Source organism: Paenibacillus sp. JJ1722, assembly GCF_048282685.1.
In the GTDB taxonomy this organism is placed as follows: domain Bacteria; phylum Bacillota; class Bacilli; order Paenibacillales; family Paenibacillaceae; genus Paenibacillus; species Paenibacillus polymyxa_B.
Map to the genome: position 1 here is coordinate 6001038 of NZ_CP182500.1, position 13803 is coordinate 6014840.

The window sequence follows — 13803 nt, forward strand, 5'->3', positions numbered from 1 at the left end:
TACTGATATCTCCTTGGTGCGATAAACCAATCTGCATTTGACAATATAACGGGCTAATTATAAGATAATAACATACTAATTGGTACGCAAATAAAAAACCCTGACAATTATGATCAGAGCTATTGAGTTAAGAATAAAATTACGAGCAATGAGAGGTATTGATTATGGGACGAATCCGCGAATTTGACGAAGATAAAGTATTAGATGCAGCAATGCAAATATTTTGGGAGAAGGGATATGAAGCTACCTCACTGAGTGATTTAACTTCCAGAATGGAAATTCAACGACCTAGTATATACTCCACTTTTGGAGGAAAAAAAGAATTGTTCGAAGCTGCGCTGCGCAAATACATGATGTCCCGTGCTTCTCTGATCCGAGCCAAGCTTCAAAGCAAACCATCTGTAAAAGAAGCATTTCGAGCTTTTTTTGAAGGTGTGGTCGATGAGGAATATACAGAAAACCCTAGAAAAGGATGCTTTTGCATCAATACAATGGTTGAACTTGCACCCCATGATGAGAAGTTTGAAATTCTTACAAGGGAACATCAAATGTACCTATCGGTTATATTTCAAGAAACCATTGAACGAGGTATACAATCAGGTGAGCTCGAGATCGGGCTCAATGCGAAGGCTGTATCACAGGCGCTAGTCGTATCGTTAATTGGACTAACCGTAATGATAAAGTCTCGTCCAGAACGATCATTTATTGATAACACGATAGAGGTGACACTTACACTTCTTAAGTAATTCGGAGTGAATTCAATTTTACCGAATGGGTGTATTCTCGACGCACATGTCCCTCAGCGCAACAAAGGCTGCCGGATACATTTTCTCGGCAGCCTTTGTTGCGCCCATATTACATACTTCTTCGCATTTACATGAGTTCAAAAGATTCTTTCACTGATCTTAATTTTGAATATATATACTTTATGATGTATATTAATTCAAAACTAATGAAAAGGGAGTACATCTAATGTCATTTTTAATAAGAAACGCTAAGCCTGATGATTTAAACAATTTAACCGAGTTAATGTATGAATACATCGTTGGTTTTTATCAAAACCCTAGGCCACCTATCGAAAAAATTCATAATTTGATTCAAACCCTTTTTGAGCAGCAAAACGGTATACAATTTGTGGCGGAACAAAATGGAGAATTAATCGGCTTTGCTACATTATTCTTTACCTTTAGCACGATGAAAGCAGACAAAATCACCGTTATGAACGACCTATTTGTATTGGAACCATTTAGAGATACAGAAGTAGAATCACAGCTTTTTTTAGAATGTCAAAAGTACTCACAAAATTATGGATATGCTCATATGACCTGGATAACTTCTACTGAGAATAAACGCGCTCAAATTTTCTTTAAAAAAATGGATGCTGTCCAAGGGAGAGATTGGGTTCACTTTTCATCGTAACAATACTTTTGATACGGTTTTCCGCGCTAACGGCAGTTCAAAGGGCACCTAATTGGTGCCCTTTATGCGTAACACATGTTTTCACGCATGCGGATATGGAAATGCCGATACAATTGAAGATAAGTAATTCTCCATGAAATTGTTCAACGTAGATCCATATGGGGTAAAGTTTGTTGGTCGTTAAATTGCGAAATAGCTCAGTCGACCAACACATCAGATACCATACACGAGAAAATGGACGAGCCCTTCGTTAAACGCTCCAAGGATACGATTAGACAAACAGTAACATGGATATGTATTAGAGTAAGCCTGGATATAGAGTATACTAGATGAGTATAAGTTCGATACACGATGACATTATATATGTATTGGTATTCAAATACAGCGCAGAAGAGGTTGAAAATGAGTCAGAAGCATTTTACAGATTACGCATTAAGTGAAGAAATTGTAAGAGCGCTCAATAGCTTGGGCTATGAGACGCCAACAGAGATTCAAACGGAAGTTATTCCTGTTGCGCTTGAGAAGAAGGATCTTGTCGCCAAATCGCAAACAGGTAGCGGCAAAACAGCAGCATATGGTATTCCAATCTGTGAGCTAGTAGATTGGAATGAGAATAAGCCCCAAGCTTTAATCCTGACGCCAACCCGTGAACTCGCGTTACAGGTCACCGAAGACATCACGAATATTGGACGCTTTAAGCGGATAAAAGCAACACCCCTTTATGGAAAACATCCTTTTCATATCCAAAAGGCTGAGTTAAAACAAAGGACGCATGTGGCTGTAGGTACGCCAGGACGTGTACTGGACCACATTGAACGAGGCACGCTATCGTTAGATCGGATTGCCCATCTCGTGATTGATGAAGCTGACGAGATGCTGAATATGGGCTTTATCGAGCAAGTCCAGTCGATTATTCAAGCGCTGCCTAGTGACCGGGTTACAATGCTATTCTCCGCTACCTTCCCTGAGGATGTAGCCACACTGTCACGTAAATATATGAAAGATCCTGTTAGAATTGAGATTAAAGCAACTGGTATAACGACCGCCACAATTGATCACTCTCTTATTCAGGTGAAGGAGTCAGACAAGCTGGCACTACTGCAAGATCTGCTCATTGTTGAGAATCCTGACAGCTGCATTATTTTCTGTCGTACGCAGGAGAATGTAGATACATTATTCAGAGCATTGGCTGATCTCGAATATCCATGTGATCGCATTCATGGTGGCATGGAGCAAGACGAGCGATTTGAGGTAATGAATGCATTCAGAAGGGGTCAATTCCGTTACTTGATCGCGACAGATGTTGCCGCCAGAGGGATTGATATCACGAATATCACCCATGTCATTAACTACGATATTCCCCTTGAGAAGGAAAGCTATGTTCACCGTACAGGACGTACGGGACGTGCTGGCAAAACGGGGAAAGCCATTTCCCTCATCACTCCTAAGGATGGCAGAAGATTAGCTGATATTGAAGCATATATTGGATTCGCGATTCCGCAGGTAAAGGCCCCCTCAGAAGAGGCTGTTGATCTCCGTAGAGAAGATTTTGAGCAGAAACTGCATGTAAAAACCGCACTCAAAAAAGATAAGCGCGAGCAACTAAACCAACAGATTATGAAGCTGAATTTTAACGGCGGTAAGAAGAAAAAACTTAGAGCTGTCGACTTCGTGGGGACCATCGCTAAGCTTGACGGAGTCACCGCAGATGATATCGGGATCATTACGATTCTGGATTATGCGACAGATGTTGAGATTCTGAATGGTAAAGGTCCACTGGTGCTTGAGATTATGAAGAATACAACCGTAAAGGGTAAGCTGTTAAAGGTACGCAAAGGGAATAAGTAGAAGATACGCTGCATTAAAGAGGGTGAGGCAATCCCGCCCAGCATAGCCGATGGTTATCGTTAGCTATACGGGCGGAATTGCCGAGTTTATCTCTTGATCATTTAATTCATCTTTCCACTTATCGATATCATAAATGACTTTAAATTTTTCTTTCAACTGAGTATCATCTTCAATTGGCACAAAGCTGTCCAATTTCATATGGAAGTCCAAAACATCTTTTTTATGGTCATACATCTCTTCTAGAATCTCAATGATTGTGGAAAGTCTAGATTTAAATGATAACTTACAATCCTCTTTGTCCTCGAATATATATATATTTTCTACCTCTCTAAAAAAAGAGTTTCCTTCGAAATATAGCTTGTTACAGGTCATATGGATCTGCATCAGTGGTTCGCATATTTGCCAATCTGCTTTCAGCATAGCGTTTTTGAGCGATATATGTGCTCCACTAATATAATAATAATCTCGATAAAAACACATTGTACAAGAGGCTTTCATTATTTTAATTTTAGAATCTACAGCAGGATACCCTAATACAAATCCTTCAGCTAATAATTTCTTGGAAAAGTAATCTAACGATTTGATAAATAATTGATATCCAAGTTCCTTTCCTTCCTCATCATCTTTATGACAACAATAATGAATAATATCTTCATCCACTTGTTTATTTTCGTATTTATATCCCATTCCAGCCTGAATATGATCAATATGAATTTCGACTCCTGCAAATAGGTCATTTAAACTTGTTATTCTAGAATGATTGCCTTTCAAATGAATATTCAAGTCAGCAGTACATTCTCTGTAGAGTATACAGGTGTCTTTGATATTCAATTTAATGTGTTGTCTTTCCATAAAATCAATGATTCTCTTAAGATGCAAGTAATCATTCCCTATTAAAATTATTTTCTTATATTCAATTGATCTATCATCAGCCTGATTCCAATGAACAGCAATACAAACATCCTGATCGTATTTTATTAATGCTTCAATACTTTCAATAATCCTATTTCGTAACGCAGTTTGTTGAGGAAAAGGCATTGTTAATCCCATGTATTTTGATTCTAAGTTAGGTAGTAACTCCATTTGATCATTAAGATAACGTATCATATTATCAAAATTATATTTCTTAGTACTTTCATTCATAAGAAACTGTATCCTCTCATATTTTTTTACGAGCTTGCCTACTCTTCTTGGAATACCTCTTTCATATTTTCTATTTCTCGATGAGTAACTTCCGTGCGATTTTGAAAAAGTACTCCCGAATCGTTTCAGAGATTACTTACTATTGCGACGTCTAAACTTATTAAAAATGTAATGTCTGAATAGAACAATTGAAATTTCGGGTAGCAATACAGTAAATATGTATAACAATACAATGAATGGTAATGACGAAATGAAAGTTTCAGCACCCTGGTCTGTTTTCACACGTTCAACTAGCAGCCACCACATAGGTACTGATACAATCCACATCAAGACATTAGAGATAATTACATAAAGAGTATTTTTCCATAGCAGACAAAATAAAATTGCAACCACCATCTGGACTCCCCTATTATCATAAAACCCCATTTTCCATCTCCTTTTTTCTTTACAATCTATTTTCACTTTTTTGATAGGTATATTTTATCATTCTATTTATTTCCACAATAAAAATTCAAGCTCTATGAAATCAACAACGTTGGTGATAATTGTTCTGCTTTATCGTATTCTCTTAGAGAGTTGATTAATACTTAAAAAAATTTTAGAAAAGGTGTCCCTTTCGGTCCTCTTCATTTGTTATACAGATATAGTTTTCTTTTTAATCAGAGGGGGTGCCTAAATCTTTGAATGAGGAAATCGAATATAGAATTAAACGGGTCCAAGCTGGCGAGATCCAGGATTACGCCTACATTGTAAAGGAGTATCAGCGTCAGATTTTTGTGTACTGCTGGCGGATATTAGGCAGTGAGCAGGAAGCGGAAGAGGCTGTACAGGATATTTTCGTTAGTGCTTTCGAGAAAATTAGTATGTACAGGCCCACAGTGGGCTTCTCCTCCTGGCTGTATAAAATGGCTTATCATCACTGCCTAAACCTGATTCGCAGGAAGAAACTACAGCGCAAATTTAAAATGACCCTGTTCACCTCAACTAACATGACTTCAGACAGTGCTGCGCAGGTTATGGAACGTCAGCTTTTCAGTGAACCGCTGAGCCGGGCATTGGACCAACTGAATGCAGAGGAGCGAAACCTGTTGGTGTTGCGCATTTTTGAAGAAAAATTGTTTGGAGAAATCGGGGAAATTATGAACAAAAGCGAGGAAGCGATCAAGAAAAAATACGGCAGAACAAAAACAAAGCTCAAAAAAATGATGGAGCCCATAGAGGAGGACCCAAAATGCGTGAATTACAAGACAGAACTCAGGAACAAGGCCTGAAATACACCGATCTAAAAGACAGAGGCTTAAAAAACATGGACATGCTGACAGAACCAGAGAGTGTCCTAAAAATCCAAGCTTTTGACGTCTCTGATAAAGTGATGGAACAGGTCTACCAAAAGGCGAAATCCAAAAAGGGACTCATTGTAAAAATGCGTCTTCAGCCGCGCATCACCGCTCCTATCATGATCTTGCTTTTTGTATTGGGCGTCTCTGTGACTGGATACGCCGCTTCGCAATATCTGGAATTCCGTAACAGTAAAGGCGATGTCGTATTAAATACCGCCAAAACACCTGCCGAAACGGACGCTTCCAAAACGTATACAACCACCTACACACAGTGGAACGAAGAGGTGACAGACCGTCTACAGCCTGGAGAGTATGCCGCCTATTACGTTAAGGACGATTCTATGAATCAACAAAATTCGTCTAATCCCGTCCTGTTTGCCTACAAGCCGACTGAACTTTCTAGCTTCAGCAGTCTGCAGGATGAAATCAAGCGGACAGAAGCTCCGCTGTTGCATAGTCCCACTCATCTGCCGAATGGCTACCGGTTTGATTTCGGATACGTCTACCCAGTCGCTGCATATCCTGGGATGATGAACAAAGAGGAATATCGGGCTTTAACGGATAAACTGACGCAACAGGCTAAAGCTGCACCGAAAGGTGAAAATCTGTTTATTCAAAAGCTGAGCTGGGACAAGTCAGACTTCACCCTCGCCCGGTATGCGAGAGGAAATGACTATGTAAATATCGCCGTCACCAAATACGCTCCCGAAGTCACAAAGACGACCGTGATGCAAAATGAACAGGATTCGGCTGAGGAACTGATGATTAAAGGAACCAAGGCCTATTACATCAGAGCAAGCGAAACAAGCAAGCCCTTGGAGGTAGGAAAAAATCGACTGGGATGGCTCGATGAAAAAAGACGGTTACACTACAACATATCTGATAACCAGGACAGCCCGCTGAGCAAAGAAGACCTGGTAAAAATAGCTGAAGATTTGCTTAACGGTTCACCGCAATAGCTATAAAAGAAAAATTTTGAAGAGAGACCATCCCTTTTTTAAGGGTGGTCTCTCTTTGAAGAATAGTCCTTATACCTTTTCCTCACAAACTATTACGGCATGTTCCACAATCTTTTTACCTCAACTAATTCCTGATCATTGAATTCCATTCTGTATACGTCTGGTTTGGATGTGTGTAGTAAAAAATTCAAATCATACTGCTTGTCATAATACTCCATCATTAAAGTCATTACAGCTCCATGAGTGCCTAATGCGACTTTCTGTCCTCGGTAGATTTTTAGCAATTCCTTTAAGACTGTTATACTTCGGTTCTGACAAACTGCATTAGACTCTCCTCCCGTTAAAGCAAAGTTGGGATCAGAAAATGACTTATCTAACAAAGGGAATAATTCATCATCGGGGATTCGGTTATCTTCACTAGAAAAAATTCTTTCTTTAAGATCCTCGAATATTAAAACTTCTTGTCCTGAGCATTGAGCTAATTCTTGAATGGTTAGGATTGCCCGTTGATATGGACTTGAAACGAAAACCTCGATCCCCTCTCCTCTCAATAATTCAGTTATTTGAAAAGCATCTGACTTGCCTTTATCAGTCAAACCTCTTGTTCTTTCATTTCCTTCCGTCTTCGGTGATTCGCCATGTCTCACCATGTAAATGAAAGTTTTCATAGTAGCCTCCATGAAGAGCTGATGAATTTTTATTACATGATATTCGTGACTAACTACCAAGTTACCTTTTGCTAGGGTGGTTTTCTCTTGTTTCTTATTGCATAAATTTTTCTTGAAGGTGACGTTACGTCATTTGCTATACTGACTGAGAACGACATGCTAGAGCAATCAATTGGATGTGAGCAATGGATGGACAAAGAGAACTATCTGACGACAGGACAGCTTGCCAAACGTACAGGGATAACGGTCAGGACATTGCGATATTACGACCAAATTGGACTTCTGAGTCCAGGAGGTCATCGCACTGGATCCATAAGACTGTACAACATGAAAGATATGGAAAGACTACAGCGAATTCAGATGTTGAAGTATCTAGGGTTATCGCTTCAAACAATAATGGACATTTTAGATGCAGAGTCGCCATCCAACGGAGAGATCAGACACTCGTTGCAAGCACAACTCGATGTTTTACAAAAGAAAATTGCTCATACAGAGCACGTAGTACATGCAATACGAGATGCTATGGAAATGTCGGCTTATGGCTCCGATTGGAACCATTTGGCGGATGTTATTCAAACCGTGCAGAGTGAGCAAAATTGGGGGGAGCAATATCGGACGGCGAACCGCCTGCAAACGCGGATACATCTTTACGACAAGTACAGTACAAATCCCCAAGGCTGGCATCGTTGGATCTTTGAACAACTGGAGGTCCAACCGGGAGCCCACATTCTCGAGTTGGGCTGCGGCGACGGGACCTTTTGGATAAGAAACGCCGAACGAATTCCAAGCAGCTGGCGTATCACGCTTACCGATATGTCAAGCGGGATGGTGGAAGAAGCACGTTGTCGCTTGGGAAGCAACAATCCGCAGTTTAAGTTTTTATCTGTTGACGCGCAACAGATCCCATTCCATGAAGAGCAATTCGATATGGTTATCGCTAACAACATGCTGTACCACGTGCCGGACATCCCTAGAGCAATCCGCGAGATGCACCGTATCTTAAAGCAAGGAGGTATAGTATGCACCTCTACAATGAGCACTCAACACCTACAAGAGGTCGAACACTTGGCGGTTTCGTTCGATCCTGAGCTTCATGTGTTGGATCATGCTATTAAACGGTTCCACCTGGATAACGGAGGGGACTTGCTGTCTTCTTGCTTTTCCGATCTTCGGTTGCTTCGATACGAGGACTGTTTGTTGGTCGACGAAGCGGAACCCCTGATCGAATATATAATCTCGACTCCGATGAACGCAAGAGAGCGACTTGTCGGAGCGGCTATTGACAAGTTTCGAGACCACGTCAATCGGCTTCTGCAGCAGAACGGAACTCTCGAAATGACTAAAGAGAACGGAATCTTTCTAGGGAGGAAATGAGATGAAGTCACAACAGTATCACCCAAGAGTACGGATTGTAAAAGAGGAGCTTCTATCGGATAACTGGTACATCTTAAATAAGGTCACATTCGAGTTTGAAAAAAATAATGGACAATGGGAGACACAATCCCGTGAAGTGTACGATCGCGGCAACGGCGCAACGATCCTGCTCTATAATCAGCACAAACAAACCGTTGTACTGACCAGACAGTTCCGGATGCCTACTTATCGGAACGGCAATGAAACTGGGATGCTTATCGAAACCTGTGCAGGACTACTCGATAAAGAAACACCGGAAGAAGGTATTCTTCGGGAGACGGAGGAGGAGACGGGATACCGTATCGACCGTGTGCAGAAAGTTGGCGAGGCCTATATGTCACCGGGCTCCGTAACCGAAATCCTGCACTTCTATGTAGCCGAGTATAGTGAAGATATGACAACGGGTGACGGTGGTGGCCTTGAGGAGGAGCAGGAAAACATTGAAGTAATGGAACTTCCGTTTGCTCAAGTGCTAAACATGGTCGAAAGCGGCGAGATTCGTGACGCCAAGACAATAATGCTGCTCCAATACGCTCAGATCAAGGGTCTCTTAAAAGTGAAATCGAAACCGCTTCATATCCTTATCGCAGGCCCGTATCGATCTGGAACGAATGATGATCATGTATTAATTGAGAAGAACGTCAACTACATGAATGAAATTGCTCTTCAAGTTTACGAGGCTGGTCATATGCCGGTGCTGGGGGAGTGGTATGCTTTGCCCCTTATCGCGACAGCTGGTTCCACTGCTTTGGGAGACGAGACTTTTAACAGAATCTTTCATCCGTCTTCCATTCGCCTGCTTGATTGCTGTAACGCCGTGCTTCGAGTTGGAGGACCTTCTCAGGGTGCCGATGAAATGGTAAGGGTGGCGAAAGAGAAAGGATTGTTGATTTACGAACGGCTCGACGAACTTCCGTTGGTGTGATATATCCTCTTTGACCAGACCAAAGACAACTTGCCTCTGGGCATCCTCCACGGATCACCCGAAGAAACTCTCAATCAACTGAGACACTAAGGGAATTACGCAAATGTGTAACATCACTCATCGGTGGACGTCCAAACATGCGTCCATATTCCCGGCTGAACTGTGATGGGCTCTCATAGCCAACGCGAAAGCCTGCAGTGGCGGCTTCCAATCCCTCCGAGAGCAGTAAGCGGCGTGCAGTCTGCAATCGAATGGCCTTCTGATACTGGAGAGGACTTATAGCTGTTACTTTTTTAAAATGCTTGTGTAAGGAAGAGGCGCTCATGTTTACTTCCTTCGCCAATTCTTCGATCACAAGAGGCTTAGAGTAATCGCGGGTTATCAGATGGATCGCTTTGGAGATGCTATGTGCATAGCTACCAACTACGGCAAATTGCCTGATTAAAGCTCCCTGCTCACCTTGTAATACACGATAAAGGATCTCATGCGTGATAAGCGGCGCAAGAAACTGAATATCCGCAGGCGTATCCGAAAGTCTGACAAGCCGAAGCAGCGCATCAAGCAGCAGAGGGTCAAATTGACTCACCAGTATGCCGCGTCCAGTCTTTACGTTACATTGAGGAGGACTCTTCTTGATAATATCCAAAATGACGTCTGGACTAATGGATAATTGAAGACTTAGATAAGGGAGCTCCGACGAGGCCTGAGTTATTTTACCAGTTACGGGAAGCTGAACTGATGTGACCATGTAAGTTGTTGGATCGTACACATAGTTTTCTCCAGCCAGCATTGCTGTCTTTGAGCCTTGTGCAACCACGTACAGGGAGGGCATATGGACCGTATGATTCAGCTCGGACACATCGCTTGCACGTCTGAAATAAAGTCCTGGCACAGACGAGACAAACGTACCATCCGAAGACGCATGTTGATGAATTAAATGAATCAGTTCTTGTAGATTCGTAGAAATATCAGAGGGGGGAGGAGACGAAATCATTCATGCTTCACCGTCCTTTCCGTTGAACGCTAATATTGATGTGCTAATTATATGCACGCCGAATAGGATTAGGCAAGAATTGGACTTGATCGGTCTACCTGTCTCAATCGAATTCTACTTAAAATTTACTTGCAAGGCCAACAAAGGGCCTAAGGCAAATAGATTAGAGGAAGAGGGATTGGGCTATGCATTTGGAAGGAAGAATAGAGAACAAAGTCGTCGTGATTACAGGTGCAAGCAGCGGAATTGGAGAAGCAACAGCACTGTTGCTTGCCGAGCGTGGGGCAAAAGTCGTGCTTGGAGCGCGCGGAGCGGATCGCCTTGAAGCGCTGGCGACACGCATTTCAAATGGAGGTGGCGAAGCTGTTTATGCACGCACTGACGTGAGACGGCGCGAGGATCTGTGCAACCTCGTTAATTTGGCTTGCGAACGGTACGGGAAGCTGGATGTTCTCGTCAGCAACGCTGGCGTTATGCCCATTTCCCCTCTCGAAGATCTGTGTGTCGAGGACTGGGAGGACATGATTGACGTCAACATTAAAGGCGTTTTGTACGGTATAGCCGCAGCGTTGCCTATCTTTCATAAGCAGGGTTCCGGACACTTCGTGAACATCGCTTCTGTAGCAGGACATAAGACTGTGCCGAACCAGTCGGTCTACTCCGGTACGAAGTTCGCTGTGCGCGCCATCTCAGAAGGGTTGCGCCAGGAGGCTGGTGACAAGCTGCGCGTGACCATCATTTCGCCTGGTATTGTGCAGACGAATTTCACGGAGGGTATGACCAATCCCGCATTGAGAGATCAACTCGCTGCCATCCGGGATAAACTAGCCATGACACCGGACGCGGTAGCCCGCGCAATTGGATTCGCAATTGAACAACCGGCCGATATTGATGTGAACGAAATCGTAATCCGTCCAACCGCACAAATGTAATATAAATGCTTTACCCTGGAAGCTGATCATCCATGTAATAGAATCTGCCCGTTGGACCATCCTCCGGCAGGGTCGCCAGTCGGACCGCCATTTTCGCTACATCCTCCACCGACAGCTCTGTCTTTTCTCCGCCCATCTGCGTTTTAACCAAGCCGGGGTAGCAATCCGCTGCACCAGTTTATTGGACAACTGGAACTGAATAGAGCCTATAGCGGTCTACATAATTACTGTGATCACTGTAGCAGACACCGAAAATGCAGAAGGATTGCAAAATTTTGTATTGTTAAGCAAGCATTTTAGCGGTGGGGAATTCCTTCCCACCGCTTGGTGTTGTTATTTATTCAACTTTAAAATATATCGTAAGATTACTGCACATTTTATTAAAGAGTAGTGGGATGATCCAGTTACCAGCCATGCAAAAATTAACGATGAAGCGGTTCTTTTTCGCCCAGTCCCAGCACCTCCGTTGTGGAATCGTAAATTTCTTGGTAAAGCTCTGGGTTTTCCGCTAGTGACACCCCATAAGAAGGAATCATCTCTTTTATTTTTGGTTCCCACTCTTCCATATGTTGTGGGAAGCATTTTTCCAATACTTCCAGCATAACGTGAACAGCAGTAGAAGCACCCGGAGAAGCGCCGAGCAGTGCAGCTACCGAACCATCAGCGGCACTAACCACCTCCGTACCAAATTGAAGTGTTCCTTTACCGCCCTCCGTATCTTTGATCACCTGCACACGTTGACCCGCTACCACAATCCCCCAGTCCTCGATTTTGGCGTTCGGAATAAACTCGCGTAATTCTTCCAGACGCTTTTCATTCGATAACATTACTTGCTGGATCAGATATTTGGTCAATGCCATCTCTTTTGCGCCTGCGGCCAACATCGTGATGAGATTATTGGGTTTTACAGAACCGATCAAATCCAAATTTGAGCCCGTTTTCAAGAACTTCGGTGAGAAGCCAGCAAACGGCCCAAATAGCAGTGCTTTTTGGTTACCGATGTATCTTGTATCCAGATGCGGAACAGACATGGGAGGAGCACCAACCTTAGCTTTACCGTATACTTTTGCATGATGCTGGGCGACAATCTTAGGATTGTTACATACCATAAATAGTCCACTTACCGGGAATCCCCCGATATATTTGGACTCAGGAATACCAGTTCGTTGTAGCAAAGGTAGACTTCCACCCCCACCACCGATAAAGACAAATTTGGCATTATGGTATTCGATTTTACCGTTGTCCAGATTATGGACTTTGACTTTCCACGAGCCGTCGCTCGCACGTTTAATATCCTTTACACTATGCTTGTATTTGATGTCGACGTTTTTACTTTTTAAATGCTCAAACAACATGCGTGTTAAAGCACCAAAGTTGACATCTGTTCCAGAGTCGATTTTGGTTGCCGCGATTGGTTCATTCAATGTACGGCCTTCCATAATCAACGGAATCCATTCCTTCAGCTTTTCAGGGTCATCAGAAAATTCCATGCCTTGAAACAGAGAAATAGTTGAAAGCGCTTTAAACCTTTTTTTCAAAAAAGATACATTTTTCTCTCCTGTTACCAAACTCATATGAGGTATTGGTTTGATAAAGTCCTGTGGATTACGAATCAAATTGCTGTTTACAAGAAAAGACCAAAACTGTCTTGAAAGCTGAAACTGCTCATTAATGTCTACAGCTTTACGAATATCTATAGATCCGTCAGCTTTCTCGGATGTATAGTTCAGTTCGCACAGTGCAGCATGGCCTGTACCTGCATTATTCCATTCGTTAGAGCTTTCTTCTCCCGCGTTTGCGAGTTTCTCAAACACTTGAATTTCCCACTCCGGTGCTAACTCTTTCAGCAATGATCCCAGAGTCGCGCTCATGACTCCGGCACCGATTAAGATAATGTCTGTTTTTTTCTGAATGCTATTCATAAAAACCTTCCTTATCTCTTATATTTGCAAAAAAGAGCAGGCCCTCCTGCTTAGATGATACAAGAAGCAAGGCTCCACTCAGGAACATATCTTTTCTGTCTCTATTATAACTAAAATATAATCTTTTAAAAATTATATTGTCTATTATCTGATAATTATAAATCATTTCTGCTAAAAAGTGAGAATTTTCTTTGCAGAAATAATAAGAATTGATCTCAACACGCTGTATTATTTGAGCTT

The 13803-nt window shown here is 42.3% G+C and carries 13 protein-coding genes; 8 read left to right on the forward strand and 5 right to left on the reverse strand.

The window, feature by feature from the left end:
- The first annotated feature begins 164 nt into the window (after positions 1 to 164).
- From ACM1ND_RS26730 to ACM1ND_RS26740, 3 genes are all read left to right on the forward strand, one after another.
- The gene (locus tag ACM1ND_RS26730; protein WP_023991067.1) at positions 165 to 746 is read left to right on the forward strand and encodes a TetR/AcrR family transcriptional regulator; all 582 of its coding nucleotides are present in this window, start codon (positions 165 to 167) and stop codon (positions 744 to 746) included.
- 226 nt (positions 747 to 972) lie between these two features.
- The gene (locus ACM1ND_RS26735; RefSeq protein ID WP_076156725.1) at positions 973 to 1419 is read left to right on the forward strand and encodes a GNAT family N-acetyltransferase; all 447 of its coding nucleotides are present in this window, start codon (positions 973 to 975) and stop codon (positions 1417 to 1419) included.
- Positions 1420 to 1821: 402 nt separating this feature from the next.
- Positions 1822 to 3267 carry a DEAD/DEAH box helicase gene (locus ACM1ND_RS26740; protein WP_025722811.1) on the forward strand — a complete coding sequence of 482 codons (1446 nt, stop codon included), beginning with the start codon at positions 1822 to 1824 and terminating at the stop codon, positions 3265 to 3267.
- Positions 3268 to 3330: 63 nt separating this feature from the next.
- Here the strand turns inward: ACM1ND_RS26740 and ACM1ND_RS26745 are convergent, their stop codons facing one another.
- Entirely contained in the window at positions 3331 to 4410 is a 1080-nt protein-coding gene (locus ACM1ND_RS26745; protein ID WP_418026894.1) for an elongation factor G, read from the reverse strand.
- Positions 4411 to 5090: 680 nt separating this feature from the next.
- Between ACM1ND_RS26745 and ACM1ND_RS26750 the strand changes: the two genes are divergently transcribed.
- Positions 5091 to 5681, forward strand: coding sequence for an RNA polymerase sigma factor (locus ACM1ND_RS26750; protein ID WP_418026895.1), 591 nt, complete (start codon positions 5091 to 5093; stop codon positions 5679 to 5681).
- A complete protein-coding gene (locus tag ACM1ND_RS26755; RefSeq protein WP_254348288.1) occupies positions 5642 to 6709 on the forward strand; it encodes a DUF4367 domain-containing protein in 1068 nt (355 codons plus the stop codon). The genes ACM1ND_RS26750 and ACM1ND_RS26755 overlap by 40 nt, the downstream gene beginning before the upstream one ends.
- Positions 6710 to 6801: 92 nt before the next feature.
- Here ACM1ND_RS26755 and ACM1ND_RS26760 read toward each other — a convergent pair whose 3' ends face one another.
- Positions 6802 to 7377, reverse strand: a complete 576-nt coding sequence (locus ACM1ND_RS26760; RefSeq protein WP_023991073.1) for a histidine phosphatase family protein — start codon at positions 7375 to 7377, stop codon at positions 6802 to 6804.
- 189 nt (positions 7378 to 7566) lie between these two features.
- Between ACM1ND_RS26760 and ACM1ND_RS26765 the strand changes: the two genes are divergently transcribed.
- On the forward strand, positions 7567 to 8751 hold the full coding sequence (locus ACM1ND_RS26765) for a MerR family transcriptional regulator (RefSeq protein WP_023991074.1): 1185 nt from the start codon (positions 7567 to 7569) through the stop codon (positions 8749 to 8751).
- Between the two features lies 1 nt (position 8752).
- Positions 8753 to 9715 (forward strand): GDP-mannose pyrophosphatase NudK, encoded by a 963-nt coding sequence (gene nudK / locus ACM1ND_RS26770; protein ID WP_023991075.1) that lies wholly within the window; start codon positions 8753 to 8755, stop codon positions 9713 to 9715.
- A gap of 70 nt (positions 9716 to 9785) precedes the next feature.
- Here the strand turns inward: nudK and ACM1ND_RS26775 are convergent, their stop codons facing one another.
- Positions 9786 to 10709 (reverse strand): AraC family transcriptional regulator, encoded by a 924-nt coding sequence (locus ACM1ND_RS26775; RefSeq protein WP_053326472.1) that lies wholly within the window; start codon positions 10707 to 10709, stop codon positions 9786 to 9788.
- A gap of 185 nt (positions 10710 to 10894) precedes the next feature.
- Here ACM1ND_RS26775 and ACM1ND_RS26780 point away from each other — a divergent pair, with 185 nt between their 5' ends.
- The gene (locus tag ACM1ND_RS26780; protein ID WP_053326473.1) at positions 10895 to 11641 is read left to right on the forward strand and encodes an SDR family oxidoreductase; all 747 of its coding nucleotides are present in this window, start codon (positions 10895 to 10897) and stop codon (positions 11639 to 11641) included.
- 10 nt (positions 11642 to 11651) lie between these two features.
- Here ACM1ND_RS26780 and ACM1ND_RS26785 read toward each other — a convergent pair whose 3' ends face one another.
- Together ACM1ND_RS26785 and ACM1ND_RS26790 are read right to left on the reverse strand one after the other, a co-directional pair.
- The gene (locus ACM1ND_RS26785; protein ID WP_233903811.1) at positions 11652 to 11792 is read right to left on the reverse strand and encodes a hypothetical protein; all 141 of its coding nucleotides are present in this window, start codon (positions 11790 to 11792) and stop codon (positions 11652 to 11654) included.
- 271 nt (positions 11793 to 12063) lie between these two features.
- A complete protein-coding gene (locus tag ACM1ND_RS26790; RefSeq protein WP_075154990.1) occupies positions 12064 to 13563 on the reverse strand; it encodes a malate:quinone oxidoreductase in 1500 nt (499 codons plus the stop codon).
- Positions 13564 to 13803 lie beyond the last annotated feature (240 nt).